This is a genomic window from Microbulbifer sp. SE14, from assembly GCF_059834885.1.
Map to the genome: position 1 here is coordinate 117,769 of NZ_JCBAJA010000006.1, position 26,331 is coordinate 144,099.

The following is a 26,331-nucleotide window of genomic DNA, read 5'->3' on the forward strand; positions in this document are numbered from 1 at the left end:
TCATCATCGATAAACGCCAGGTGGCGAAGGAGCTTTACGTGGGAAGTTCAAACTGGGTTGAGGGCGCACTAGCGAAAGCAGATGCGCAATGGGAAGTATCCAAGTCCAATATCATCGGCAAGACATTCAGCGACGTCCGTGACGAGGAAGACAACCAATATGTCGATCTTGTACTGGAAGGCGGCGGCATGCTCGGCGTAGCGCTGGCCGGCTACACCTACATACTGGAAAAGGCGGGCATTCGCTTCCGCAAGATCGCGGGCACCTCCGCCGGCGCCATCAACGCCCTCTTCCTGGCCGCCGCCGGCACCCCGAACGAAACCAAAAGCGAACGACTGCTGACGATACTGTCCAACGCCGACTTCGCCAGCTTCGAGGACGGCAAAGACTTCTCCAGGAAAACCGTCAAGCGGCTGCTCAAAGGCAAGAGCCTCTTCGGCATATTTGCCTTCCATCCGATAGACTCCATCCGCACGTTTAAATACCTGCAGAAGAACAAGGGCCTCAACCCCGGCAACAACTTCAAGCAGTGGCTGCAGGACCAGCTCAAGCAGCTGGGCATAGAATCCACCGCGCAACTCAATACCCGGATCAATCAGTTCCCCACATTGAAATACCGCGGCAAGAAGGATGCCGAAGTGGGTAATGGTTCCGTCGCCCTGGTGGCCGCGGACACCAGCACGAAAACCCGGGCCGTATTCCCGGATATCGCCGGCCTCTATTTCTCCAACCCGGACTCGATCAACCCGGCCGAGTATGTGCGCGCCTCCATGTCAGTACCCGGATTCTTCGAGCCGCATATCGTGCGCAATATTCCCCATATCGATCTCAGCAGCGAAGTGGCGGAAAAGTGGAAGAAAATAAAGGGTATCAAGGACCCGAAGGCCTTCTTCAAGAACGGCTTCCCGCAAAATGTCGAGTTTGTCGACGGCGGCATGGTGTCCAACTTCCCCTTTGACATCTTCCACGTCAAAACCGGCGCACCGAAACTGCCGACCTTCGGCGTCAAACTGGAACTGGATCTCTACCGGCCGAAAACCAACGGGGGCGGCCGCTTCACGATGGGGCTGGTCAACACCGGCCGGCGCATGCTGGACAACCACTTCCACGCCAGCGTGAATGCCGACTACAACGAACTGGTGAAGGAGATAGAGATCACCAGACTGGCCAATGGCGAGCAGCCGCACTGGCTGGACTTCTCCATGCCGGAAACCCACCTGGAGCACCTGTTCGTCTGCGGCGCCAGGGCGGCCATCGACTTCCTGCGCACAGACCCCGGTAATCCCGGGCAGGGGTTCAACTGGGAGAAATACCTGCAGATACGCCTGTCGGATATATCCCAGCCGACGACGGTGACCGCCAAGCCGGTAGCTGAAAAGCAGGAGCAGTAGTTCACCATCAACGGATAAAGACAGCTCCACGATTCGATCGTGGAGCTCTCCTCCTTTCCATCTCCCCTCAACACCTGTTTAAAAAACGACCAACTGAGTCAACTGTGGCATCACTACTGTATAGCGGGTAAACTCCTTGCGTCGCCAAGAACCAGATTGTTTATTTTTTAGACAATTTCTCACCCACACGGACGTCCCGAACCTGGTTAAAAATTCACCGGGTTGAAACGGCACAGCGCTCGTCAGACGTCCGGCAGTCCCGATCCCCTGAGACCTCCCAGGACCCACGACTATTGCGCCAAGCCACTGACCGGATGAGTGGATAAGAAAAATTTTCGCGCTGGCAGTCCACGAACACTATGGGCGACGCCAATAAACTGCCGGCGCATTGAGTTGTAGGTTCGAATTCCGATGAACAGCTTTCTGAGTCTTTGCCTCGGCATGGCAGTCGCGTGCGCGCTATACGGATGTGGCGGCGGCGGAGGGGGCGGAGAAGAGACAAGCCCCCCGTCTGACGCCACATACAGCTCCAGTACCGGTTCCGGCTCTGGACAGTCGGGCGCGCAATATTACCTGGCACCCGGCAGCTATGCCTCCGTGACCTCGTCCTCCTGCCTGCCTTTCGAAGGTAGCGAGAACGCGGAGCTGAAAATCCTCTTTATCAACCTGAACGACGCGCCCTACTTCGACACCCTGGTCGAAGACGCCGTCTACAACCAATTCAAGACGATAGCGCCCTTCAGCGAGTACTTTGCCAACCTGGCCTTCTACAAGATGGAAATCGACGACGACCAGGACTACCAGTGCGTGGGCACCGACGGCGGCGCCCACAGCGGCAGCGGCCTCAGTTGCAACGATGACAAGATCCACCAGGCCATCATGGACCAGTGCCCCGCGGACGATATCCACGGCCTGATCAAAGTGGTATTCGCGGCCTCCCCCAATGGCGGCGCCGCCGGGGAAGTCATCTATATCGGCGCCAACCCCGCGTGGAGCAGCGCGGACGACGCCCTCCACGCCCAGCGCAACACCGTCGTCCACGAGGTGGGTCACAACTTCGGCCTGGCGGATCTCTACGGCGGCGGCTTCAACAAGGACGGTACGCCGGTGACCGGCTGGCCCAGCGATATGTCCCGGCAGTGGGGCAACCTGGATGCCCCCGGCTGTTCCAAGTGGTGCAACGGCTTCAAGCCGGCCTCTGAATACACCCTCTCCACCAGCGCTGCATGCCCGAGCTTCGGCACCAAGTCCGAATGCCTGGCCTTCAATCGCGACGCCGAGGGGATCTGCAGCGATGACGACGGCGACGGCCACTACGACTGCTGTTCCTGGTCGGAAGACCAGAAGGACGACTACTTCAAGTCCAGCTGCGCACCGGTGTGGGGCGCGGAGGATATCGGCCTGAATTGCGAGGCGGAAACGGGCTGCTACTACGGCGGCGCCTACGGCACCAACTCCTGGCGCCCGGTAAAGAGCAGGGAGGACAGCCTCATGTACGACCAGCACTACTCCGATGCCTTCGACAGCGTGTCGGAACGGGAACTGCGCGAGACACTGCGCTGCTGTGCCTCCTCCGACGACAGCACCGCCTCCTGCGCCGATTTCCGCGACCGCTATCTGGCCTTCCTGGAGGAGCACCAGCCCTACAAACAGCGTCTCGGCTCCTGCGGACTCGCGCCCTAGGCCGCTACAAGCCGCACCCCGCGCCAGGTCCCGGCGCCGGGTGCTGCCCGGCCCGGCCGTCACGACAAAGGTGCCTCCATTGATTCACTAGAATGATGGGGTGGCAGAACAAAGGCGCCAAGCGAAAGACCGATGCAAGATGCCCCCCCGATCGGCACTGAGGACCAAATTCCCGATCCACTGCAGGCGTTTATCGACTCCGAGAGTCTCGTTGCCTTCGCCATCGCCCTGGGACTGGGCCTGCTGATCGGCCTGCAGCGGGAGCGCACCGCGGACCGGCTCGGGGGGATCCGCACCTATCCGCTGATCGCGATATTTGGCGCCCTGGCCGCCCGGCTCGGCGAAGTCCACGATGCGCCCTGGCTGGTGCCCGCCGGGTTGCTGTGTATGACAGTGCTGATCGTGCTCGGCAACCTGGAGCGGATGCGCGGCGATCAGGAGAGCAGCGGTATCACCACGGAAGTGTCCGCCCTGCTGATGTACCTGCTGGGCGCCTTCCTGGTGCTCGGCGAAATGTCGGTGGCCGTCGCCCTCGGAGCCACCACGGCGGTGCTGCTGCACCTGAAGCCCAGCATGCACAAATTCGCCAAGCGCCTGCCGGAGAAGGACCTGCGCGCGATCATGCAGTTCGCGCTGATCTCGCTGATCATACTGCCGGTGCTGCCGGACAGGACCTTCGGCCCCTACGACGTCCTCAACCCGTTCAAGATCTGGCTTTTAGTCGTACTGATCGTCGGCATAGGTCTCGGCGGCTACGGTGCCTACAAACTGGTGGGCGCGCGCGCCGGCACACTGCTCAGCGGCCTGATCGGCGGACTCATTTCCTCCACCGCCACCACCGTCAGCTACGCCCGCCGCGCCAGGGACGAAAAGAGCCTGGCCGCTGTGGCCGCCCTGGTCATACTGATCGCGTCCACTAGCATGTTTATCCGCATGTTCGTGGAAATCGCCGTGGTTGCACCGCACATACTGCCCAAGCTGCTTCCCCCACTGGCCGCCCTGCTGCTGGTCAGCATCGCGACCTGCGCGGTGGGCTACCGCGCTGTCAAGAACCGCAAGAGCGAGATGCCGGAGCAGAGCAACCCCGCGGAGCTGACCGCGGCGCTGGTGTTCGCCGCCGTCTACGCGATCGTGCTGGTGGCCATCGCCGCTGCCCGCGAGTATTTCGGCAATCGCGGTATCTATGTGGTCGCCTTTATCTCCGGCATTACCGACGTGGATGCCATCACCCTCTCCACCGCCAACCTGGCCGGTACCGAAGCTGTCGATCCGTCCACCGCCTGGCGCGCCATGGTCATAGCCACCCTGGCTAACCTGGTGTTCAAACTGGGGGCGGCCGGCATACTCGGTGGCCGCGCCCTCTTCCGCCAACTGCTGTTGCTGTTCGCGGTGCCCTTTGCCGCGGGCGTAGCGGTGATTCTGCTCTGGCCCCAATAAAAGGATTCCCCCTGCTGGCCGGTTCCCCCGCAACTATCGCCGTGCGGACATATCCGGGCGGTGAATTGCCGCAACACGGATTTTCCTTCCGCAGGCGATCGTTTATAAATACCCGCTGCCGCGGAAGTATCGCAATGAATATAAATACCCGAAGGGAGTCCCACATGAAGTACCTGCTGTTACTGTTCGTATTCACCGCCACGGCGGCCCAGGCGGACCCGCTGGAACGGCTCAAGCAGAAAGTCTGGAACCACGGTTCGGAAAACTGCGAAGAGAATAGAGACCCGGCAATCGAAATTTTTCGCTTTGACGCCGATACCTATATATTGCGGCAGGACAAATGCCTGCATTTCGAGGCGCCCTTCATCTATGTGCTGTTCGGCGAGCAGAAGGTCTTCGTCCAGGACACCGGAGCCACCGCCGAAGCCGACCTCTTCCCCCTCTACGACACCCTGCGGGATCTGATCGCCCAGAGAAGGGAGGCGACGGGCAGCGACGTACAGGAGATACTCGTCACCCACTCCCACGGCCACGGCGACCACACCGCCGCAGACCCGCAGTTCGCCGGCAGGGCCGGCGTCACCCTGGTCGAGCCCAATGCCGAGTCGGTGCACGAGTTCTTCGGATTCGACAACTGGCCCAGTGGAAGCGCCACGGTCGACCTGGGCGGGCGCAAACTCACGGTACTGCCAACGCCCGGGCACCACAGCGAGGCCATCGCCGTCTACGACCCTCGCACCCGCTGGTTGCTGACCGGCGACACCCTCTATCCGGGCCGGCTGTATATCTGGGACTGGGAAGACTACAAGGCCAGCATCCAGCGACTGGTGGACTTTTCCCGGGAAAACCGCATTTCCGCGATACTCGGCACCCATATAGAGATGTCCCGTACGCCGGGCGAAGACTATCCCATCGGCAGCAGCTACCAGCCCGAAGAGGCGAGCCTGGCACTGGCCGCCAGCGACCTGGAATTACTCAACGAAGCACTCCGGGAAATGGGCGGGGAGCCCGAGAGGAAAGCCATGGACAAACTTATTGTCTATCCCCGTCGGCAAGGTCCAGAAAGCCCTGACCTGGGTGCTGAAAAACTGGGGCTCTGAACCACCCGTAGGAGCGGCCCCGCCGCGATCGAGGCTCGAACCCACTCGGAACCCGATCCCGGCCATCAACTAGCCTACCCCCTGATAAAAAGGGCTATCCCAAATCAATAGAGGCTCGGCCACCACACCAGCTGTATTGAATAGGCGCAAATGGAATTAAAAGGACCGCCGCCGGTAGTGACGATAACTCGGCGTCCAGAAATTGCGCTCTATCGCCGCCAGCAGCCGCTCGTCATCGACCACCGGCGCCACGCCGTCCTCCTGGGCCTGCTTACCCACCGCGAAGGCGATATTCCTGCTCAGCTCGCGGGTCTCCGACAGCGGCGGCAGCAGAGCACCCTCGCCTTCCCTGACCACCGGCGCCTGCTCGGCCAACGCATTGGAGGCAGCCATCAGCATATTGTCGGTGATGCGGCGGGCCCCGGCGGCGATGGCGCCGAGGCCGATGCCAGGGAAGATATAGACGTTGTTGCACTGGGCAATCGGGTGCTTCCTGCCGTTCAGCTCCACCGGTTCGAAGGGGCTGCCGGTGGCCACCAGGGCCTCGCCTTTGGTCCAGGTGAGGATCTCCTGGGGCGTGGCCTCGGCGCGGGAGGTGGGATTGGAGAGCGGCAGCACCAGCGGCCTGGGGCACCCCTTGTGCAGCGCCTCGATCACGTCCCGGGTGAAGAGGCCGCCCTGCCCCGATACGCCGATCAGGATGCCGGGCTTCACCCGCTGGATCAGTTCGGGCAATTCCCACTCGGCCGCACCCTTGAGCTTGGCCGGGTCCTGGGCCAGCCTGGCCTGGAAGTCGTGCAGGCCCTTCATCCCGCTCGTCACCAGCCCGTAGCGGTCGAACATATAAATGCGGCTCCTGGCCTGCTCTTCGCTCAGGCCCTCCCCCACCATGGCCGCCACTATTTGCTCGGCGATACCACAGCCGGCGGAGCCGGCGCCGACCACCACCACGCGCTGGTCACCGAGCTTTTCCTTCCTGGCCTTGCAGGCGGCGAGGATGGTGCCCAGGCTGACGGCAGCAGTGCCCTGGATATCGTCGTTGAAGCAGCACAGCTGGTCGCGGTAACGCGCGAGCAGTGGCATGGCATTGGTCTGGGCAAAGTCCTCGAACTGCACCAGCACTTTCGGCCAGCGGCGCTTCACCGCGGCGATAAATTCGTCCAGGAACTCGTCGTACTCCTCCTGGGAGATACGCTCGTGGCGCCAGCCCATATACATGGGGTCGTTCAGCAGCGCGCGGTTGTTGGTGCCCACATCGAGCATCACCGGCAGCGTGTAGGCGGGGCTGATGCCGCCGCAGGCGGTGTAGAGAGACAGCTTGCCGATCGGAATGCCCATGCCGCCGATACCCTGGTCGCCGAGGCCGAGGATACGCTCGCCGTCGGTGACGACGATCACCTTGACGTTCTCCTTGGTGGCGCTACGCAGTATATCGTCCATGTACTTGCGGTCCGGATAGGACACGAAGAGACCGCGGTGGTTGCGGTAGATATTGGAGAATTCCTCACAGGCCGCCCCCACCGTGGGCGTGTAGATGATCGGCAGCATCTCTTCGATGTGCTGTTCTATCAGGCGAAAGAAGAGCGTCTCGTTGTCGTCCTGGATGGCGCGCAGGTAAATATGGCGCTCCAGGTCCGTGCGGCACTGCTCGTACTGGTGGTAGGCACGGCGGACCTGCTCCTCGATGGATTCGACATTATTCGGCAGCAGGCCGACCAGGTTGAACTCGATCCGCTCCTTCAGGGTAAAAGCGCTGCCCTTATTGAGCAGGGGCATTTCCAGCAGTGAGGGGCCGGCGTGGGGAATATAGAGTGGGCGCTTGTCTTTGTTGCTCATAAACCTGCTTACATCTGATGCGGTGGGGGGGCTGCTCGACAGGCAAGACGGTGCGCACACAGCCGGGTTGATGACCAAAACAGCTGTACCTGGTCAGGCAGCACGGCGCACCGGTGCCCGGGCGGCAAAGGCCGGAAGACTATCGATTGCCATCTAAGATAACAAGGCCTCCGGGGTGTCCAGTTTCGACGGCGGCGCTATGCCCTCCACTTCCACCGTCAGGTGGAACACCCGCGGACAGCGCCCCTTCAGCTCCGTTTCCAGTTCATCGATTATCCGCTCGGTGCGCTCCAGCGTGGCCTGGATCACCGCGCGGATTTCGGCATACTCGCGCACCCTGTCATTCAGGCGCTCCCCGTGCACCCGCGACAGCAGCACGCGCTCGTGGGCATCGATGCGTTCGCGCATATCGCCGACAAGACGCTCCTCCCGCAGTTCCACCTCGGCCACCACGACGGTGTGGGTCTCATCGACGATAACGGAGCGCACATCGTGGAAGCGCTCTATCTCGGGGTGCGACTGGCAGACCTCCCGGAAGGCCTGCTCGGCACCCTGGTCGCGGACGCTGGTGAGGAAGCGCATGTTGATCTTGCCGAGGAAGATGGCCGTGACCCCGAGCATCGCGGCAATGATGACCGAGAAACCGATATCCCACAGCCTGTTGCCGGTCACCTGGGTCATGGCGATACCAGTAGCGGCGAGTATCACGCCGGTGACTGCGATGGAATCCTCCAGCAGCACCGCAATCAGGGTCGGATCGTCCGCATTGCCCAGGTAGCGGAGCGGATTCCTCGTCCCGGCGGCGCGCATACGCGCAGCAAATTCCCTGCCCGCCACCAGCAGCACATAGCCTTCCAGCACCAGGGCAATCAACAGCACCACCGCCGATATCCAGATCGGCGCTATCTCCAGCCCCAGGATCGACACGGCCGCCGGCCGCTCGATCACATCCAGCTGGTGGTAGGCGTGCCAGGCGTGGGCCAGGCCCAGGCCGCAGCCGATGGAGAACAGGCCAATGGCACTCCACAGGTTCCACAGGTATTTCTTCTGGCCGTGGCCGAAGGCGTACTCCCGATCCGCCGGCCGGCCGCCCCGCTTCAGGCCGATCAGCAGGAACACCTGGTTCAGGGTGTCCATCAGGCTGTGCACCGCCTCGTTCATCATCGCCGCCGAATGGGTGGCGAACGCTGCCAGGCCTTTCAGCACAGTGATGATGGCGTTGACGCAGATGGCGTAGAGAACGGCTTTTTTTGAACCTTGTGCCATGGCTTCCCCCTCCAGTCCGTCGAATTACCGGCCTGTGGATTGTACCTGTGGTTTTGCGCCAGTGTGTATTTTTACGTTAGATCCTTTAACGATCACTGCCGCGGTCAGCGGTGCTCCCCAACACCAGGCCGGACTCTCCTGAAACAGAACTGCCTATACTGCGCTTAGCCCCAAACAAACGATAACCTCCATCTTGTGTCCGCAGGAACAGTCAAAATGGAAAGGCCCCCTCTTTCACCGCTCGCCGTAGCGCTCTCATTTCTGGCACTCCTGACTGCCTGTGGCGGCGACCGCGACAATCAAGAAAGCACTGTCGAAGATAGTGGAGCTGCGGACGAACAGATCATCGGCGAGGAGTTCGGTACAGCCACGCCTGACCCGGCAGATATCTCCACCAAAGACAACCCCTATTCCGCCGGCGAACCCGCCGCCAGGCCCGCTCGAGACTCCGCTGCAGATAGCAAACCGGCATCGCCCGCCGGCTATCCGACCAACGTCTACTTCGGCGACAGCCACGTGCACACCGGCTGGTCTGCGGATGCGGGGATGGATGGCGCCATACTGACGCCTGAAGACGCCTACCGCTTCGCCCTGGGAGAAGCGGTGAAATCCAATTCCGGCCTGAAAGCCCAACTCCAGCGCCCCTACGACTGGTTTATGATCACCGACCACTCGGACGGCATGGGCACCATCAATGAACTTGTCGCCGGCAACCCGGAGATGATGGCCAATGAGACGCTGAAGCGCTGGCACGACGCGCTGAATTCCGGCAGCGCGGAAGCCGCAGCAAAAGCCAAGAGCGAACTGATTATCATGCAGGCGGAGGGCAGACTGCCCGAAGTGGTGATGGATCCGAAGTGGATGAAGTCCGCCTGGGAAAAAACGGTCGAGGCGGCGGAGAAGTATTACAAACCGGGCGAGTTCAGCACATTTATCGCCTTCGAGTGGACAGTGAATGCCGATGGCGGCAACAACCTGCACCGCAATGTTATCTTCCGTGACGGCGCCGGCAGGACAAAGAGGCTGCTGCCGTTGACCACTTTCGAAACCCAGGACCCGATGAAGCTGTGGGAATGGATGCAGGCCTACGAGCAGAAGACCGGCGGCCGGGTGTTGGCCATTCCCCACAACGGCAACCTCTCCAACGGCCGCATGTTTGAGGAACAGCAGTTCGACGGCTCGCCGATGACCAGTGAATGGGCGCAGATGCGGGCAAGGTATGAGCCGCTATTCGAGGTCACCCAGATAAAAGGCCAGAGCGAGTCCCATCCCGCCCTGTCACCGGAGGATGAGTTTGCCGACTGGGACCTTTGGGACAAGGGCAACCTGATCATGGTACCGAAACCTAAAGGCGCCATAAAGACCGAGTACTGGCGCGAGGCCCTGAAATCCGGAATGCGCCTGCAGGATGAACTGGGCACCAACCCCTTCCAATACGGCGCCAACGCCGCCACCGACACGCATACAGGCCTGTCCACCGTCGAAGAGGACAACTTTTTCGGCAAATTCAAAACTCTGGAACCGAGCAATAAAGCGCGCTGGAAGTTCCCGCTGCTTGAAGGCAAGGACGGAGACATAATGGGCTGGGAGCAGGCCGCCTCGGGGATCATGGGTGTCTGGGCGAAGGAGAATACCCGCGAGGCCATCTGGGATGCCATGATGCGCAAGGAGACATTCGCCACTACCGGCCCGCGCATGACCGTACGCTTCTTCGGCGGCTTCGATTTCTCTGCTGCCGATGCCGACGGCGACCTGGCCGCCGCCGGCTATGACAAAGGCGTCCCCATGGGCGGCAAGCTGGCCGGCGCCAAACGGGGCCAGGCGGCCACCTTCCTCGCCGCGGCGATGAAGGATCCGGAAGGCGCAAACCTTGACCGGCTACAGATAGTCAAGGGGTGGGTCGACGGAGAAGGCGCGACCCACGAGAAAATCTATGACGTCAAATGGTCCGGCGACCGCAAACCCGACGCCGGCGACAAGCTGCCCGATGTCGGCAACACCGTCGACGTGAAAACCGCCAAGTACACCAACGATATAGGTGCGCCGCAATTGATCGGCTACTTCAGGGACCCCGACTTCGACCCAACCCAAAAGGCAGTCTACTACCTGCGCGTTCTCGAAATCCCCACACCTCGCTGGACCCTGTACGACAAGGTGCGTCTCGGCATAGAAATGGACAAGGAAGTGCCCCTGGTAGGCCGGGAGCGGGCTTTCTCGAGCCCAATCTGGTACACGCCGGAATGACGGCCGGGTCCAGCCCAAGATGGCAGTAAAAGCCCGGACAGTTTACCGGCGAAACAAGGCGGATCCATGTGCCCGGGAATATCCCCGGGCTTGCCGACCTTGCCTGAAAGGCGCCGTCGACTACGCTGTCGTGAATCTGTCCCGGAAAATATTGACATACTAATAAGGCGGAAGGGAAGAATACCCCTCTCCCGGGACCGTATGAGGCAGGGATGCCGATTACGAGCGTACAGGGACGTATTCACAGCGTGTCCCGGGAGAGGGGTATTCTTTGCTTCCGACCCGGTAGTAAGAAGTATCCGATGATGAACGTTTCATTTCTGCGCGACCCAATCGTACACTTCGCCGCTATCGGCGGAATCCTGTTCTCCATCAATGCCCTGTTCCAGGGTGGAGAGGTGGAAAAGGATAAAATCGTCGTCGACCAGAACCGTATCGACCACCTGGCCACCGTGTTTGGTCGCCGCTGGCAACGCCCACCCACGGCGGAGGAGCTTCGGGGCCTGGTGGAAAGCCATATACGCGAGGAAGTGCTGTACCGCGAGGCCCTGAATCTGGGGCTGGACCGCGACGACGCGGTGATTCGCCGGCGACTGCGGCTCAAAATGGAATATCTCGCCCGGGACCTGATAAATGCAGTAGATCCGTCAGAGGAAGTACTGCGGGATTATTTCGCCGACAACACACACAGGTATCGCCAGGCGGCCAGATTCAGCTTCCGCCAGATTCATTTTCCCCGCGACGCGCGGCCCGCGGACAGCGAGGGCGCGCGCGCGGCCCTGGACCAGTTACAGGCCGGTGCCCCCGTTGAAAACTTCAGTGACACCAGCCTGCTACAGAAGATCTACCGGGACGAACCCGCCGGCCGCATCGACCGCGTTTTTGGCCGGGGGTTTTCTGCACAGCTGGGTGCACTGCCGCAGGGGCGATGGGCGGGCCCGCTGCAATCGGCCTACGGTGAACACCTGGTCTGGATCGAGAAAGCGGAGCCGGCGCAGGCTGCCGACTTCTCCGCCGTGCGCTCACAGGTGCTGCGGGACTGGCAGGAAGATGAACAGAAACGCATTCTCCAGGCGCAATACGGTGCGCTGCGCAGCAACTATCAGGTGCACCTGGACGCAGACCTACCCATCCGGCTGGATCAGGTGGCACAGCAATGATTCGATGGCAACCATTACTATCGTTCACCGTCTCACTCTTGTGCAGTTTCCTGTTCGCTTCCGGCGCCGCAGCACACGAGCTGCGCCCCGCCTACCTGCAGATCAGCGAACGCGAAAGCAATATGTTCGATGTCTCCTGGCGGGTCCCCGCTCGGGGAAATATGCGGCTCTCCCTGAATGTCCGCCTCGATGACAACGCCACCCCGCTGACCCCGCCGGCGGGCAGGCTGGCCAGCGGCTTCTACACAGAAAGCTGGCAGCTGCGCAGCGAGCGCGGACTCGCCGGCAGTACTATCACCATTGCCGGTCTGCAGGGAACCATGACCGACGTGCTCGCCCACATCACCTGGCTGGATGGGCGCGAGCAGATGGCCAGGATCCTGCCGGAGCAGCCGTGGTTTGTAGTGGAAGCCAAAGCCGGCAACGGCGAGATCGCCACCACCTATTTTGTGCTGGGCATCGAGCACATCCTTCTCGGCATCGATCACCTGCTGTTTGTCCTCGCGCTGATGCTGCTGGTCAGCGGCTGGAAGCAACTGGTAGGTACCATTACCGCCTTTACACTCGCCCACAGCACCACCCTGGCCGCCGCGGTGCTCGGCCTGGTGTCGGTGCCCCAGGGACCGGTGGAGGCCGTCATCGCGCTCAGCATCCTGTTTGTCGCCAGCGAGATACTGCACAAATACCACGGCCGCAGCACCCTCGCGATACGCAGGCCGTGGCTGGTGGCCCTTGGCTTCGGCCTATTGCACGGGTTCGGTTTCGCCGGCGCCCTGGCAGATATCGGCGTTCCCCAGCAGGCGATTCCCCTGGCGCTGCTGCTGTTCAACATCGGCGTGGAGGCGGGCCAGCTTCTGTTCATCGCAGCGCTCGGCGTACTCTTCACAATGTTGCGCGCACTGCCCCGACAACTAATCGGCGGCGGTCGATGGGCCAGCGGGTCGGAGACGCTTTCTATCGCCTATCTGGTGGGCGGTATCGCGAGCTGGTGGCTGATCGAGCGAACCGTGTCACTGGTGACCTATTGACCCGGGGACCAACAAATCAATCCTGTTGAGAGAAGTTACCTCGCGCCGGGTCGCCTGGATGGAGTGGCCTCGCCAACCCTGGCACTGGCCATCAAGCTGTTCGGGATGAGTGAGGACTGCTGGCATCGACTGCCGTCATTTGTGCCAGGCGTCTTGTTGAAGGTCGGCCCAGACAGGGCAAAGAGGTGACGATGGAGAAACCGCGCATAGCCGTTGACCGTCCCTATTCCGCTGCCCTGGCCCCGACCGCGAATACCCGGCTGGCGCGCGGCATCGAGAAGGAAAGCCGCCCCCATGCCACCGGCGAGTCGGGCTTCTACCTGATGCACCAAGGGCTGTCCGCTTTCGCCGCCCGTGCGGTACTGATCGATGAGGCCGCCGTACTACATCAGCCGTTCGAAACCTGGGTGGCACCGGATTCCGCCTGGCGCCTGTAGCTGTGCAGCAACGGAAGAATAAGGTGGCATGCAGCCGATGAAGACAATAAGCCAATTGTCAAATGCAAGGATCCCGACAGCACCCTATGGCAGCGGATTCTTTCCCGGCTCCTTTCACTGCTTCCGATCGAATCGCAGATCTGAAAACCTGACCCATTGATACGACTATCATTGTGCGCCCCAGGAAGACCGCCAACTAAAGCAAAGGAAACGAAAAATTTACGAGTCCGCAACAGCCTAGAAACCGTGGGCAACTACGCTTTCTTCATCAATGGCGAAGGGAAAGCCGCCGGGGCTTTGCCTGTTTCTTCCGGCTCTCCATTTCGAGATTAAACAATTATCCGCCTTTCGGCAGAAGACACGGGCACAAGCAGTGTGGAGAATATGCCAAAACCGATACTTAAAAGGGTCACTTTCAGCCTGGCATTTCTGCACTTGCCTTCCATGTTCTCTCTGATTCTTTGTGCCGCTACATTCATTTCGACCATTTCCACATTCACGGAATTCATTTTCACTTCGAAAATTTTCTACAGCGATAATGAAATACCCCAGGTGGTTATCAATGCCATCAGCAACCTGGTTATCGCCCTTGCCATACTCGAGCTCTACGTGGTGATCAGGATCAATGTCGACACGCAGTATAAAATATCCACCTGGAATGAAGTAATGCCCGCTTCAGGGAGACGCAGTCGCTGATGACAGACGGGTGCGGACCACGATCTCCGAGGTCAGGGTTCGGTGCACCGGGCAGCGGTTGGCGATATCCAGCAGCTTCTGCCGCTGCTCGCCGGTGAGCTGCCCTTCCAGGGTGATCTCCCGCACTATCTCGTCGATCTTACCCTCCCTTGTTTCACAGTCTTCGCAGTCTTTCGCGTGGACCTTCCGGTGTGAAAGGATCACCCGGACCCGCTCCAGCGGTATCTCCTTGCGGTCGGCGTACATGCGCACGGTGATGCTGGTGCAGGCGCCGAGGCCCATCAGGATATATTCATAGGGGCCCGGGCCTTTGTTGTTGCCGCCGAGATCCTCCGGCTCGTCGGCCGTCAGGTGGTGCGGCCCCGAGGTCAGGGTCTGGGTGAACTTGCCATCGCCGCTTTCCTCTACCGTAACGACTGTCGGGGTCGGGCCGCTCATCGACCGCACCTCTCCTGGCTTTCAGTTTTTCGGGGGCGGATTGGGCGTGACCAGATTCCACCAGAACTCGAAGGTATCCAACAGCGACAGCAGGGTTTCGAACTGTGCCCGGTCGCCAGTCACCTTGGCCGAGCCGTCATTTATCTTGTCTTTCATGGTCGCCGTGCCGAGGATTACGTCATTCAGGTCGCTGCGGTTGATGGTTACCGCGCTGTGGGGTTTATCTACCGGCGGACCGTAGTTGAGTACACCGTTTTCCAATACCAGGGAGTGGTTTTCCTGCACATCCGGCAGCGATACGTTGATGGCGATATTCTTGCCGGCGGCCCTGGGGCCGTTCAGGCGAATGCCGAGGAAGTCGAAGAACATCTCGGTCGGCATACTGCGGATGGTGTCCGGGCTGGCGGTGGTCGGGGCCGGCAACTTCTTGACACCCTCGCGCAGCTCCTGGGCCCCGCTCAGGAAGAAATTGCGCCAGGGGCCGTTTTCCTGCTGGTAGCCCATCTGCTCCAGGGCGTCGGCGAGCAGGTTGCGCGCGGCCTTGTTGTCGGGCTCGGCGGAAACCAGCTGGTCCAGTACCTGCGCCACCCAACGGTAGTCGCCGGCATCGTAGTCTTTCCGCGCCTGCTTTAGGACATTATCCGCGCCGCCCATGTATTGGACATACTTCTTACCCGCCTCCGCCGGCGGCAGCGGGTAAAGGCGCGCCGGGTTGCCGTCGAAGAAGCCGAGATAATAGTTCCACACCGCGCGGGTATCGTGGTTGACGCTGCCGTAGTAACCCCGGTTGGCCCAGTAGTTTGCGAGTTCCGGGGGCAACTGCATCATTTCCGCGGTCTCGACCATGTTGTAGCCCTGGTTGGCCATGCGCAGCGTCTGGTCGTTCAGGTACTTGTACAGATCGCGCTGTTTCTTCAGGTGGTTGATGACATTCTCGTTGCCCCAGGTGGGCCAGTGGTGCGGTCCGAACAGCACCTCCGACTTGTCTCCCCAGCGCCGGATGGTGTCGTTCAGGTAACCGGACCAGGCGCGTGCGTTGCGCACCTTGGCGCCGCGCAGCGTATAGAGGTTGTGCAGGGTATGGTTGGAGTTTTCCGCCGCGGTCACCGCCTTCAGTTCGGGAATGTAAAAGTGCATTTCCGAGGGCGCCTCGGAGCCCGGCGCCAGGATAAATTCATAGGTGAGTCCGTCGAGCTCAATCTTCTGGCCGTCCTTGGTGATGGTGTCGGTCGGCTCAATCAATGTCACCGTGCCCGGGGAGGTGCCCAGCCCGAGACCTGTCCCCAGTGTCCCCTGGGGGCCTTTCGGAATCAGGTTGCCGTACATGAAAGTGGCGCGGCGTGACATATGGTTGCCGGCAAAGACGTTCTCGCTGACCGCCTCCTCCACGAAACCTTCCGGGGCAATGATCTTGACCTTACCGGCTTTAACGTCTTCCTCATCCACCACGCCGCGCACACCACCGTAGTGGTCCACGTGGCTGTGCGTGTAGATGACGCCGACTACGGGCTTGTCACCGCGGTGCTTGCGGTACAGATCCAGCGCCGCTTTCGCCGTCTCCGTGGAAATAAGGGGATCCATCACGACGACGCCTTTATCTCCCTCGATAAAGGTGATATTGGAAAGGTCGGCGCCACGCACCTGGTAGATACGCGGCGTGACTTCATAGAGGCCACCCTCGGACAGCAGCTGCAGCTGTCGCCACAGACTGGGATTGACACTGTCCGGGGCCTCCTTGCCCTGGGCGAAGCCGTAAGCGCCCAGATTCCAGACGGGTTCCCCTTTCGCGTTCTTGATCACGCCGTTGTCGGGCAGTGGTGCGATAAATCCGCGCTTGACGTCCTTGAAGTCCTGGGTCTCCTCGAACGGCAACAGCTTCAGTACCGCCGCATTGGCATTCTTTGTGGTGGCAGTGGCAGGTTTTGGCTCCTGGGCAATAGCGCCACAGAAAAAGAAGATGAGCGACGCAGTCAAAGCAAAAAACGACTGGGAGAGGAATCTTTTCTCCTGTGACATCGGGATACCTCATTGAATGATTTTCAGTTTATGGGGGTCATAAAATTAAAGCGCAAACTGCAGCGATGCCCCAAAAAAGTTCAGTGAATAATCCTTATAGGTGCCCTGCAGGCGCGGGCTGAACGGTGGGAGCCCGCTCTGATCGATATCCGGATCCCCCTCCCACGCCAGGGTGTAGCCGACATCCAGCCGCAACCCCGGACAGAGGTCCTTGCGGGCGCCCAGTCCCAGGCGCCAGGTTTTGTCGACAACCGCGTCCGCAGTGCGCGAGTCGAGGTCCTCCATGCTGCGGTCGTAGGCGACACCGACGGACAGCGACCACCCCTGCAGCGCGCCCGCGCTGTACTGATGCCGCACACCCAGGGCGGCATGCCAGGTATCGTCGTATTCGCGGTTCACCGTGGCGCTTGTCTGCGCAGGATTGTCGATTTCAAAGCCGACCAGGCCGAAGTCCGACCACTGCTGCCAGTTCAAATTTGCATACACGGTGGTCGCCGGAGAAAGGGACTGCTGCAGGCTGAGGGTAACCGTCTGCGGCACATTCATATCGATATCGGTGCGGGCCCCATTGAGCCTCGCTACCAGTTCCGAGAAGAGCGGGCCGAAGTCGGAGAGGCGCAGATCGTCCCGGAACTCCCAGTCCACCTGGGAGGTGTAGGACAGACCCAGGGTAGTGGCCCCGGTCGGCCTGTAGATGACACCGAGGTTACCGCCGAAACCGATGTCGGTGTCGTCGTATTTAAGCCGCGCATCGCCACCCGGCAGACCGGCGCGTGGACGGGACTCGTATTTATAATAGCCGCCCATGATATTGAGGGCCAGGCCGAAAGACAGGCAGTCGTTTGCCTTCCAGCTCAGTGACGGCAGCAGGCTCATACCGATCAGGCTTGTCTCCGTCACGAAGCGGCGCCCTTTCCAGCCGTTATCGTAGTCCAGTACTCCGCCGAAATTGCCGGACATGGCGAGCCCCCAACCGAAGCTGTCGGTCAGGCGCCCGGCGGCAAAGAATCCTCCGCCCGGAAACCATTCGATCGCGTTGCCGCCATCGTTACCGGGTACGTTGCTCTCACCACCTTCGCTGAATTCCAGGTCACCGTAGAGCAACTGACCCGATGCCATTATCCCGGTGTCCTCCCGCCACACTGTACCGGCCGGATTCGTGTAGGCGGTAGACGCATCTTCCGGCATAGCGGCCCAGCCGGCACCGGCGGTGCCCAGCGTTGGCGTGCCGATTTCCCACACCATCAGGCCGCCCGCGTTGGCCAGCGGCGCCAACAGCAGCGAACCGGTCGCTGTTGCGAGTGCCAGTTTTCGGGAAGGGAATTTGTGAGGTTTCATGGTCAACTCCATTTGCCAGCAGCCCCGACTAGTTCCCTTTCGGGAACAACAACACAAAATTGACCCGGAAGCCCCAACCTTCCGGGCCGGACGCGGGGCTGTCCGCGTAGTAGCGCGGCCCGGCCTGCAACTGAACTGCCTGCTCGCCGATCTTGAAGACCTTGGCCGCAAAAAGCCCCACCGGCACCGTCCACTGGCTATTCTCCCGGTTGTAGGTGGATTCGGAAGTCAGGGTGAAGCTCCAGGCCGTCGGCGTCGTGTAGGTGAAAAAGGGCTGTACGAAGGTCTGGTCGATATCCTGCCGGTTGTCGCTGCCGGCGAAGGACCAGATCTGGTTGACCAGCGCACCGGCTGTCCAGGGGCCCGCCTGCTTGAGCGCCACCACCGTCGGCCCGGCGCCCCATTTCTCGCCGCCCAACAGGTCGTCGGTCGCCGTCGGAATCAGCAGCACAGGACCGGCGCCCCAGATAATCCCGTTTTCAGTAGGTTCCTTCGGCGAGAAGAACAAGCTCTGGGTGGTATCACCGAGCCCCATCTGGCTGCCGCTGCCGGGAAAAATATCTTCCTGGTCGATCACCGGCAAAATGGTGCGACTGATCAGGTTCCACTGGCCGTTGATCGATATCGGAACCACCGGCTGGATGTTCAGCGTAAAGCGGTGACCGTCGTCCAACAGCCCCACATTCCGATCCCAGTTGCCCTGAAACGGCACACTGATCAGGCTGGCGATGGGATTCGCCAACTGTTTGGCCAGGTCCGCGCCGCTCTGTTGTGAAAGAGCGATTGAACAACAGAGTGACAACAGCAATCCCAGCGCGAATCTCCACATGTCGCAAATCCACACCTCTACTGGGGGAAATTTTCCGCTCCGTACAGTGTAGAAAGGAAATTGCCGTTATTGACCCCTGTCGCGGTGGGCTGACGCCGGCCGGTTAGCTGAAACGCCAGACATTGTTTTTGGGCTCTGCACCGGGTGGAAAAAGCCCGGTCACAAGCAGTGGCCGGGCTTTTTATTTGAGGGCATTTAACCGGGAGCAGCCTAGCGCACACCTTCCAGCAGGTGCCGCGCGATAATCAGCCGCTGTATCTCGCTGGTGCCTTCATAGATGGTGGTGATCCGCACATCCCGGGACATGCGTTCCAGCGGAAACTCGCGCGTATAGCCGACGCCGCCGTGCATCTGCAGGGCCACATAGCAGGCCTCATTGGCCTTCTCACTGGCGTAGAGCTTGGCCATGGACGCCGCCGGGCCGAAGGCCATGCCGGCGTCCTTCTGCCAGGCGGCCTGCATCAGCAGCAGGCGCGCAGCTTCCATCTCCGTGTACTTGTCGGCCAGCTGCCACTGCAGGCCCTGGAACTGGGCCAGTTTCTTGCCGAACTGCTCACGCTCCTGGATATAGGCGCGGGCGCAGTCCAGCGCCTCCAGTCCGATACCCAGGGCCAGGGAACCGATGCCGATACGGCCACCGGCCAGTTCGCCGGCGGCGATGCGGAAACCCTTGTTTTCTTCGCCGAGCAGGTTGGCGGCGGGAATGCGGCAGTCCTCGAAGGCCACTTCGTTGGTGACAGACGCCTTCTGCCCCATCTTTTCCTCGGCCTTGCCGATAACCAGGCCCGGCGCGCCCGCCTCCACCAGGAAGCAGGAGATGCCCTTGCCCTTCGGCGCCGTGGCATCGGTCACCGCCCAGACCACGAAGATGCCGGCGAACTCGGCGCTGCTGATAAACAGCTTGCTGCCGTTCAGTATGTATTCGTCGCCGTCTTTCACCGCGCGGGTGCGCATGGCGGCGGCATCGGAGCCGGAGCCGGGTTCGGTCAGGCAGAAGGAACCGGCGGCGTACTCTCCGCTGCAGATTTTCGGCAGGTATCTGGCTTTCTGCTCGTCATTGCCCACCGCCTGGATGACTTCGGCCACCATGTTGGTGACGGAAGTGGTAGTCGCGGTGGAGGCGCAGCCCCGGGCCAGTTCGGTGATGGCCAGGCTGAAGGCGATGGTGCCGGCGCCGGTGCCGCCGAAGTCGGGCTCGATATTGATCCCCATAAAGCCCAGCTCGGCCAGCTGTTTGAGCTTATCCAGCAGCAGTGCGCGGTTGCCGGTCTTGTCCAGTTCGCCGGCGACGGGCTTCAGTTCGCTGTCGGCAAACTGGCGCGCCGCTTCCTGGATCATCTGCTGTTCTTCGGTGAGTGCGAAATCCATAGAGTACCTGCTTATTCTTTATTTACTGATTTGCCAATTTCTTCCTGTAGGAGCGGCGGGGCGGCCATCCGCCGTTGGCCGCGATCAGACCATGGGGCAACCCGGACACCGATCGCGGCCAGCGGCCGCTCCTACAAAACACTTCTGTCATACCGGCACAGGCCTGCGCAGGTATGACAAGCATATAAATACCAGCCGGCAGTGCGTTCTCATCATCGCTTGAATATCAACCTGCGCAACATCCCCTGCTGTATGGCCACGCCGAGCATAATCAAAAACAGGCCGGCAATGGTTGCCATATGGATCCTCTCGCCGACCAAAATTGCAATCAATAGCAAGGATAAGGGCGGTGAGAGATAAATCAGGTTACTGATGCGCGCGGTATTGTCGCAAGACATCATCGCCGCCTGCCACAGCAGGAAGGCGATACCCATTTCAAACAGGCCCACATAGACGGCACCCAACCAGCCGGCGAGCGGTGGCCACTGCCAGCCGCCCTGCACTGCTAGCGCCGCCGCCAGCCACGGCAGGCCACACAGGAAACTGAGCAACAGGTTGATCTCTGCGCTGCCGCCGATGCGCGTATTCAGCAGCCAGTAGCAGCACCAGACCAGTGTACTGAACAGCGCCAGGGCCACGCCCAGGGGTCGATCGAAGTGTAGTCCCAGCAGGTCGCCGCGGGTGGCGATCACCAGCACGCCGCTGTAGCAGACCAGCGCGGCCACCAGATCGCGGCGGCGCAGCTGCTGCTTCAGTACCGGCACCGACAGCAGCGCCAGCAGAATCCCCCAGCTGTAGTTGAGCGGCTGCGCCTGCTGCGCAGGCAGCAGGTCGTAGGCGTTGAACAGCACCAGGTAATAGAGGAAGGGATTGCAGAAACCCAAGGCCAGGTACCAGCGGCGGTTCTGCCGCCAGGCGTCGGGGACCAGTCTCCAGCTGCGCCGCCAGCTGATCACCGCGGCCATCAATACGCTGGATGTCAGCGCGGCAATGGTCACCAGCTGCAGCGGCGACAGGTATTGCAGGGACAGCTTGAAGGCGCTGGCCACGGTGGACCAACAGAGCACCGCCGCCAGGGCCAGCAACAGGGCGCGGCGGTTGTCGGCGATCGGGGTTTCACTCATCGGCTGGTACTTCTGATTGAGCCGCGTGGTCGGGCTTCGCGGAGCTCAGCCCAACCTGCGCGAACGCCGGCATTCCGGCGGCAGCCTGCGGACACTACCCTTTTGTCAGCGCTTGCCGCCCTTGGCCTTGGGCTCCGGGTCCGGCACCGCCACGGCGGTGTCCGTCTTGACCTCCTGGATCACCACATAGGTGTGGGTCTCGCGCACCCCGGGTATCGAGGCCAGCTTCTCCCCGAGGAAGCGGCGGTAGCCGAGCATGTCCTTGATGCGGATCTTCACCAGATAGTCGAAACCACCGGCGACCATATGGCACTCCTGCACCTCCTCCAGGCTGGACACATGCTGGTTGAAGGCCTCCAGGGCCTGGGTGGCGGTATCGGTCAGGGTGACCTGGATGTAGACCACCAGGCCGGCGTGCACCTTGAGCGGATCCAGCAGCGCCACATAGTCGCGGATAAAGCCCTCGCGCTCCAGGCGTTTGACCCGCTCCAGGCAGGGCGTGGGGCTCAGGTTTACCCGTCGCGCCAATTCCACGTTCGGCAGGCGCCCGTGGCGCTGCAGGATGCGCAGTATCTGGCGGTCGATACGGTCCAGATCTTCCAACTGTCGAGACATAGCAACATACCCTACTGGTAATCACGCAAACAGGCGTGATATTTAACCACAACCTGCGGCAATATGGCGATTAATTCTGAGGACTTTCCCACATAATCCGGGTTTTTATACTGGTCCAACACCACAGAGTTCGGGAGACAATATGTCGACAAACTTCGCCGGCCAATTCACCAAAGAGTTGCACAGCGCCCGCCAGCGGGCCCGCGAGTATCTGCATGCCGACGAAAACCAGTGCGTCAGCGAGCTGCTGGCCGCCCCGCGCCCCAGCGATGCCCTGCGCAAGAAGATCCTCAACACTTCCCGCGAGCTGGTGCGCCACTCCCGCCAGCACCGCAGCAAGCGCGGCACCCTGGATGCCTTCCTGCAGCAGTTCGGCCTCTCCAACAAGGAGGGCGTGGCGCTGATGTGCCTGGCGGAGTCCCTGCTCCGTGTACCGGATGCGGATACTGCCGACAAACTGATCGCCGAGAAAGTGCATTCCGGCAACTGGGCCAGCCATCGTGGCCAGTCCGACTCCCTGTTCGTGAACGCCTCCACCTGGGGCCTGATGCTGACTGGCAGCATCGTCGAGCTGGACCCGGATATCACGGAAAAACCGTCTTCGTGGATGAAGCGCCTGGTCAGCCGCCTGGGCGAGCCGATGGTGCGTACCTCCATGATGCAGGCGATGAAGATCATGGGCGGCCAGTATGTACTGGGCCGCACCATCGGGGAGGCCCTGAAGCGCGGCCCGGCGGAGAACCTGCCCGGTACCCGCTTCTCCTTCGACATGCTCGGCGAGGGCGCCCGCACCATGGCGGATGCCGAGCGCTACTTCGACGCCTACATGATGGCCATCGAGGCCATCGGCAAGGACAACGATAAGCGCGACGTGGTGGAGGCCAACGGCATCTCCATCAAGCTGTCCGCCCTGCACCCCCGCTACAGCGTGCTGCAGCGCGAGCGGGTGATGAACGAACTGCTGCCGCAGGTGAAACGCCTCTGTGTGGCCGCGGCCAAATACGACATGGGCCTCAATATCGACGCCGAAGAGGCGGAGCGCCTGGATCTCTCCCTGGACATCTTCGAGGCCCTGGCCCGGGACCCGCAACTGAAGGACTGGCAGGGCCTCGGTTTCGTGCTGCAGGCCTACCAGAAGCGCGCCCCCCACGTGGCCGACTGGCTGATCGCGCTCGGCCGCGACACCGGCCGCAAGCTGATGGTGCGCCTGGTGAAGGGTGCCTACTGGGACACCGAGATCAAGCACGCCCAGCAGATGGGCCTGAGCGACTACCCGGTGTACACCCGCAAGTGCCACACCGACCTGTCCTACCAGGTGTGCGCGAAGAAGCTGCTGGATGCCCGCGACGCCATCTACCCGCAGTTCGCCACCCACAACGCCTACACCGTAGGCCTGATCCTGGAGCTGGCCGGCGACACTGACGACTATGAGTTCCAGCGCCTGCACGGCATGGGCCACCTGCTGTACGCGCAACTGGAAGCGGTCCACGGCAAGAGCGTGCCGGTGCGCGTCTACGCGCCGGTGGGCGCCCACAAGGACCTGCTGCCCTACCTGGTGCGCCGCCTGCTGGAGAACGGCGCCAACAGCTCGTTCGTGAACCGCTTTATGGACGAGAAGACCCCGATCGAAGAACTGGTGCAGGACACCCTCGAGCAGAGCGAGGCCTGCAACCCCTATCGCCACCCGCAAATCCCGGTACCGGAGGACATCTATATGGGAGCTGAGGCCCTGCCACGGAAAAATTCACACGGCATCGAACTGACCGATCCGGTTGCCACGGAACCGCTGTTGGAGGCAGTGGAGAAGATGCGCGGCGTGCATTTCAGGGGCGGCCCCATCGTCGACGGCGTCATGGCCGAGGCGGACCTGCCGGTGCACAACCCGGCGACCAACGAGCTCGTCGGCCACACCGCCAACACCGACAAGCACCTGATCGACCGCGCCTACACCTCCGCCACCGAAGCGCAGATCGCCTGGGACCGCCTCGGCGGCGAGGCGCGGGCGAAGATCCTCGACAAGGTCGCCGACCTGTACGAGAAACATACCAACGACCTGACCGCGCTCATCTGCCTGGAGGCCGGCCGCACCCTGAACGACGGCATCAGTGAAGTGCGCGAGGCGGTGGACTTCTGCCGCTACTACGCCAACGGCGCGCGCAGGCATTTCAGCGAGCCGCAGCAACTGCCGGGCCCCACCGGCGAAAGCAACGAGTTGCACCTGAGCGGCCGCGGCGTCTTCGCCGCCATCAGCCCCTGGAACTTCCCGCTGGCGATCTTCACCGGCCAGGTGGTGGCCGCGCTGGCGGCGGGCAACGCGGTGCTGGCCAAGCCGGCGGAGCAGACCCCGCTGATCGCCGCCCGCGCCATCGAGCTGATGCACGAGGCCGGTGTACCCGCCAAGGTACTGCACCTGATCACCGGCACCGGTGCCGCCGTGGGCAAACCGCTGATCGAGGACCCACGCCTGTCCGGCGTGGCCTTCACCGGCTCCACCGAGACCGCGCGCCTGATCAACCAGCAGCTGGCGGTGAAGGAAGGCCCCATCACCCCGCTGATCGCCGAGACCGGCGGCCAGAACGTGATGATCGTCGACTCCACCGCCCTGCCGGAGCAGGTGGTGGACGACGTCATCCAGTCCGCCTTCCTCAGCGCCGGCCAGCGCTGCTCCGCCCTGCGCATCCTGTGCGTGCAGGACGTGATCGCGGACAACCTGCTGAACATGCTGAAGGGCGCCTGCGAGGAGCTGACCCTGGGCGATCCGTCCAAATTGGAGACCGATATAGGTCCGGTGATCGACGAGAAGGCCTTGGACATGCTGGAGGCTCACCGCGAGCGCATGCAGAAGGAAGCCAAGCCGCTGTTCGCCTTCGACGAGCAGAAAAAGCCGGCCAAAGGCACCTTCTTCGGCCCGCAGGTGGTGGAGATAGAGGATTTCTCCCTGCTGCAGCGTGAGGTCTTCGGCCCCTTCCTGCACGTGGTGCGCTTCAAGGCGGAGGAACTGGAAGACGTGATCCGCCGCATCAACGCCACCGGCTACGGCCTGACCTTCGGCCTGCACTCCCGCATCGAAGGCCGCGCCCACGCGGTGTTCAAGCGCGTCAACGTGGGCAACTGCTACGTGAACCGGGATATGGTGGGTGCGGTCGTGGGCGTGAACCCCTTCGGCGGCCAGGGCCTGTCCGGCACCGGCCCCAAGGCCGGCGGCCCCCACTACCTGTTCCGCTTCGCCGACGAGAAGACCAAGACTATCAACACCGTGGCCACCGGCGGCAATACCCAGTTGTTTAGCCTGGGGCAGTAACCCTGGGGGGCCCAGCCCCCTTGCACCGGATCCGATCCGTAGGGCGAACCTTGTGTTCGCCCTGGGGAGCCTAGATAAGACTGCGATCTCGATGCGAAGGCCTTGATGCCGGTAACCCTTTGCGGGACTGTGACTCGGGCCATCCCCAACGACTGCAGCAAAAAAGTCTTTACTTGGCAGAGGAAAGCCATTTAACGGATTGCCGGAGCGATATTGCCAATGGATGGCTGTAGCCCAATTGCCGCCCCCCTGCTCCACCCCGCCGGCCCGGTCGCACTGGCCGAGCGCGACCTGCTGTTTACGGCGGTTTTCATCATGCTGATCGTGATCGTCCCGGTCTTTGTAATGACCTTCCTGTTTGCCTGGCGCTACCGCGCCTCCGGAGGGAAGGGGCGCTATGCGCCGGACTGGTTCTATTCCGGAAAAATAGACGCGGTAATCTGGCTGGTGCCCGCGGCTATAGTGGTGACCCTGGCCTACCTGATGTGGAACAAGACCCATGAGCTGGACCCCTATCGCCAATTGGATGCCGGCAGCCGACCACTCGAGGTGGAGGCCATCGCCCAGGACTGGAAGTGGCTGTTTGTCTATCCCGAGCAGGACATCGCATCGGTCAATGAGCTGGCGTTTCCCGCCGGCCAGCCCCTCAGCCTGAAGATCACCTCCGATACGGTGATGAATTCCTTCTTCATTCCCGCCCTGGGCGGGCAGATCTACGCCATGGCCGGCATGCAGACGCGCCTCAACCTGCTCGCCGACAGGCCCGGCTGTTTTCGCGGCCGCAATATGCAGTACAGCGGCGACGGCTTTCCCGAACAGTTTTTTCGGGCCCGGGCCCTGTCCCGGGAGGAATTCGAGGCCTGGGTGGCCAGGGCCAGGAAGTCGCCGCAGAGACTGGACAGCACCGCCTACCGGGCACTGGCCGCGCCCAGTACCGATCACCCCGTCAGCTATTATTCCGGGGTCGCGCCGCGGCTGTTCGACGGCGTTATCGCAAAATACGCAAGCGGACATGCGGAATAAT

Annotated in this window: 19 protein-coding genes; 10 read left to right on the top strand and 9 right to left on the bottom strand. The window is 61.7% G+C overall.

The genetic code is table 11. The annotated features are described in order from the left end of the window. The first annotated feature begins 38 nt into the window (after positions 1-38). The 4 genes from AC6R19_RS06270 to AC6R19_RS06285 all read left to right on the top strand — a co-directional run bounded on the left by AC6R19_RS06270 (position 39) and on the right by AC6R19_RS06285 (position 5,611). Complete coding sequence (locus AC6R19_RS06270) at positions 39-1,391, top strand: patatin-like phospholipase family protein (protein WP_500578911.1); 1,353 nt, start codon at positions 39-41, stop codon at positions 1,389-1,391. A 597-nt stretch (positions 1,392-1,988) separates the two neighbouring features. Further along, the gene (locus tag AC6R19_RS06275; RefSeq protein WP_500578913.1) at positions 1,989-3,074 is read left to right on the top strand and encodes a hypothetical protein; all 1,086 of its coding nucleotides are present in this window, start codon (positions 1,989-1,991) and stop codon (positions 3,072-3,074) included. Between the two features lie 132 nt (positions 3,075-3,206). Continuing rightward, entirely contained in the window at positions 3,207-4,511 is a 1,305-nt protein-coding gene (locus tag AC6R19_RS06280; protein ID WP_500578915.1) for an MgtC/SapB family protein, read from the top strand. A 164-nt stretch (positions 4,512-4,675) separates the two neighbouring features. Beyond that, positions 4,676-5,611, top strand: coding sequence for an MBL fold metallo-hydrolase (locus AC6R19_RS06285; protein WP_500578916.1), 936 nt, complete (start codon positions 4,676-4,678; stop codon positions 5,609-5,611). Positions 5,612-5,767: 156 nt separating this feature from the next. Here the strand turns inward: AC6R19_RS06285 and AC6R19_RS06290 are convergent, their stop codons facing one another. Beyond that, positions 5,768-7,447 carry an NAD-dependent malic enzyme gene (locus AC6R19_RS06290; RefSeq protein WP_500578917.1) on the bottom strand — a complete coding sequence of 560 codons (1,680 nt, stop codon included), beginning with the start codon at positions 7,445-7,447 and terminating at the stop codon, positions 5,768-5,770. Positions 7,448-7,600: 153 nt separating this feature from the next. Next, positions 7,601-8,713, bottom strand: coding sequence for a cation diffusion facilitator family transporter (locus tag AC6R19_RS06295; RefSeq protein ID WP_500578919.1), 1,113 nt, complete (start codon positions 8,711-8,713; stop codon positions 7,601-7,603). Positions 8,714-8,929: 216 nt separating this feature from the next. Here AC6R19_RS06295 and AC6R19_RS06300 point away from each other — a divergent pair, with 216 nt between their 5' ends. The 4 genes from AC6R19_RS06300 to AC6R19_RS06315 all read left to right on the top strand — a co-directional run bounded on the left by AC6R19_RS06300 (position 8,930) and on the right by AC6R19_RS06315 (position 13,582). Continuing rightward, positions 8,930-10,957 (top strand): DUF3604 domain-containing protein, encoded by a 2,028-nt coding sequence (locus AC6R19_RS06300; RefSeq protein ID WP_500578921.1) that lies wholly within the window; start codon positions 8,930-8,932, stop codon positions 10,955-10,957. 305 nt (positions 10,958-11,262) lie between these two features. Continuing rightward, entirely contained in the window at positions 11,263-12,117 is an 855-nt protein-coding gene (locus AC6R19_RS06305; protein ID WP_500578922.1) for a peptidyl-prolyl cis-trans isomerase, read from the top strand. Beyond that, a complete protein-coding gene (locus AC6R19_RS06310; RefSeq protein ID WP_500578925.1) occupies positions 12,114-13,145 on the top strand; it encodes a HupE/UreJ family protein in 1,032 nt (343 codons plus the stop codon). Before AC6R19_RS06305 ends, AC6R19_RS06310 begins: the two co-directional genes overlap by 4 nt. Before the next feature lie 185 nt (positions 13,146-13,330). Continuing rightward, entirely contained in the window at positions 13,331-13,582 is a 252-nt protein-coding gene (locus AC6R19_RS06315) for a hypothetical protein (protein WP_500578927.1), read from the top strand. Between the two features lie 675 nt (positions 13,583-14,257). Here the strand turns inward: AC6R19_RS06315 and AC6R19_RS06320 are convergent. From AC6R19_RS06320 to AC6R19_RS06350, 7 genes are all read right to left on the bottom strand, one after another. After that, complete coding sequence (locus tag AC6R19_RS06320) at positions 14,258-14,716, bottom strand: OsmC family protein (protein ID WP_500578929.1); 459 nt, start codon at positions 14,714-14,716, stop codon at positions 14,258-14,260. 21 nt (positions 14,717-14,737) lie between these two features. Next, positions 14,738-16,732, bottom strand: a complete 1,995-nt coding sequence (locus AC6R19_RS06325) for an alkyl/aryl-sulfatase (protein ID WP_500578930.1) — start codon at positions 16,730-16,732, stop codon at positions 14,738-14,740. Positions 16,733-16,777: 45 nt separating this feature from the next. Next, positions 16,778-18,070, bottom strand: a complete 1,293-nt coding sequence (locus AC6R19_RS06330; protein WP_500578931.1) for an OmpP1/FadL family transporter — start codon at positions 18,068-18,070, stop codon at positions 16,778-16,780. Positions 18,071-18,098: 28 nt separating this feature from the next. Further along, positions 18,099-18,899: a transporter gene (locus AC6R19_RS06335; RefSeq protein ID WP_500578933.1), complete on the bottom strand. Its 801-nt coding sequence runs from the start codon at positions 18,897-18,899 to the stop codon at positions 18,099-18,101. A gap of 210 nt (positions 18,900-19,109) precedes the next feature. Beyond that, positions 19,110-20,267 (bottom strand): acyl-CoA dehydrogenase family protein, encoded by a 1,158-nt coding sequence (locus tag AC6R19_RS06340; RefSeq protein ID WP_500578935.1) that lies wholly within the window; start codon positions 20,265-20,267, stop codon positions 19,110-19,112. Positions 20,268-20,479: 212 nt separating this feature from the next. Further along, positions 20,480-21,391, bottom strand: a complete 912-nt coding sequence (locus tag AC6R19_RS06345; RefSeq protein ID WP_500578936.1) for a DMT family transporter — start codon at positions 21,389-21,391, stop codon at positions 20,480-20,482. A 105-nt stretch (positions 21,392-21,496) separates the two neighbouring features. Further along, the gene (locus tag AC6R19_RS06350) at positions 21,497-22,006 is read right to left on the bottom strand and encodes an Lrp/AsnC ligand binding domain-containing protein (RefSeq protein ID WP_500578938.1); all 510 of its coding nucleotides are present in this window, start codon (positions 22,004-22,006) and stop codon (positions 21,497-21,499) included. Between the two features lie 142 nt (positions 22,007-22,148). Between AC6R19_RS06350 and putA the strand changes: the two genes are divergently transcribed. Both putA and cyoA read left to right on the top strand, forming a co-directional pair. Then, positions 22,149-25,307, top strand: coding sequence for a bifunctional proline dehydrogenase/L-glutamate gamma-semialdehyde dehydrogenase PutA (gene putA, locus AC6R19_RS06355; RefSeq protein WP_500578939.1), 3,159 nt, complete (start codon positions 22,149-22,151; stop codon positions 25,305-25,307). 219 nt (positions 25,308-25,526) lie between these two features. Continuing rightward, positions 25,527-26,330: a ubiquinol oxidase subunit II gene (gene cyoA / locus AC6R19_RS06360; RefSeq protein ID WP_500578941.1), complete on the top strand. Its 804-nt coding sequence runs from the start codon at positions 25,527-25,529 to the stop codon at positions 26,328-26,330. The last annotated feature ends 1 nt before the right edge of the window (position 26,331 follow it).

Bases quoted from the DNA above. Each gene is read 5' to 3' on its own strand.
- AC6R19_RS06280 (WP_500578915.1), top strand. From the start codon at position 3,207: ATGCAAGATGCCCCCCCGATCGGCACTGAGGACCAAATTCCCGATCCA.
- AC6R19_RS06285 (WP_500578916.1), top strand. From the start codon at position 4,676: ATGAAGTACCTGCTGTTACTGTTCGTATTCACCGCCACGGCGGCCCAG.
- AC6R19_RS06290 (WP_500578917.1), bottom strand. From the start codon at position 7,447: ATGAGCAACAAAGACAAGCGCCCACTCTATATTCCCCACGCCGGCCCC.
- AC6R19_RS06295 (WP_500578919.1), bottom strand. From the start codon at position 8,713: ATGGCACAAGGTTCAAAAAAAGCCGTTCTCTACGCCATCTGCGTCAAC.
- AC6R19_RS06300 (WP_500578921.1), top strand. From the start codon at position 8,930: ATGGAAAGGCCCCCTCTTTCACCGCTCGCCGTAGCGCTCTCATTTCTG.
- AC6R19_RS06305 (WP_500578922.1), top strand. From the start codon at position 11,263: ATGAACGTTTCATTTCTGCGCGACCCAATCGTACACTTCGCCGCTATC.
- AC6R19_RS06310 (WP_500578925.1), top strand. From the start codon at position 12,114: ATGATTCGATGGCAACCATTACTATCGTTCACCGTCTCACTCTTGTGC.
- AC6R19_RS06320 (WP_500578929.1), bottom strand. From the start codon at position 14,716: ATGAGCGGCCCGACCCCGACAGTCGTTACGGTAGAGGAAAGCGGCGAT.
- AC6R19_RS06325 (WP_500578930.1), bottom strand. From the start codon at position 16,732: ATGTCACAGGAGAAAAGATTCCTCTCCCAGTCGTTTTTTGCTTTGACT.
- AC6R19_RS06330 (WP_500578931.1), bottom strand. From the start codon at position 18,070: ATGAAACCTCACAAATTCCCTTCCCGAAAACTGGCACTCGCAACAGCG.
- AC6R19_RS06335 (WP_500578933.1), bottom strand. From the start codon at position 18,899: ATGTGGAGATTCGCGCTGGGATTGCTGTTGTCACTCTGTTGTTCAATC.
- AC6R19_RS06340 (WP_500578935.1), bottom strand. From the start codon at position 20,267: ATGGATTTCGCACTCACCGAAGAACAGCAGATGATCCAGGAAGCGGCG.
- AC6R19_RS06345 (WP_500578936.1), bottom strand. From the start codon at position 21,391: ATGAGTGAAACCCCGATCGCCGACAACCGCCGCGCCCTGTTGCTGGCC.
- AC6R19_RS06350 (WP_500578938.1), bottom strand. From the start codon at position 22,006: ATGTCTCGACAGTTGGAAGATCTGGACCGTATCGACCGCCAGATACTG.
- putA (WP_500578939.1), top strand. From the start codon at position 22,149: ATGTCGACAAACTTCGCCGGCCAATTCACCAAAGAGTTGCACAGCGCC.
- cyoA (WP_500578941.1), top strand. From the start codon at position 25,527: ATGGATGGCTGTAGCCCAATTGCCGCCCCCCTGCTCCACCCCGCCGGC.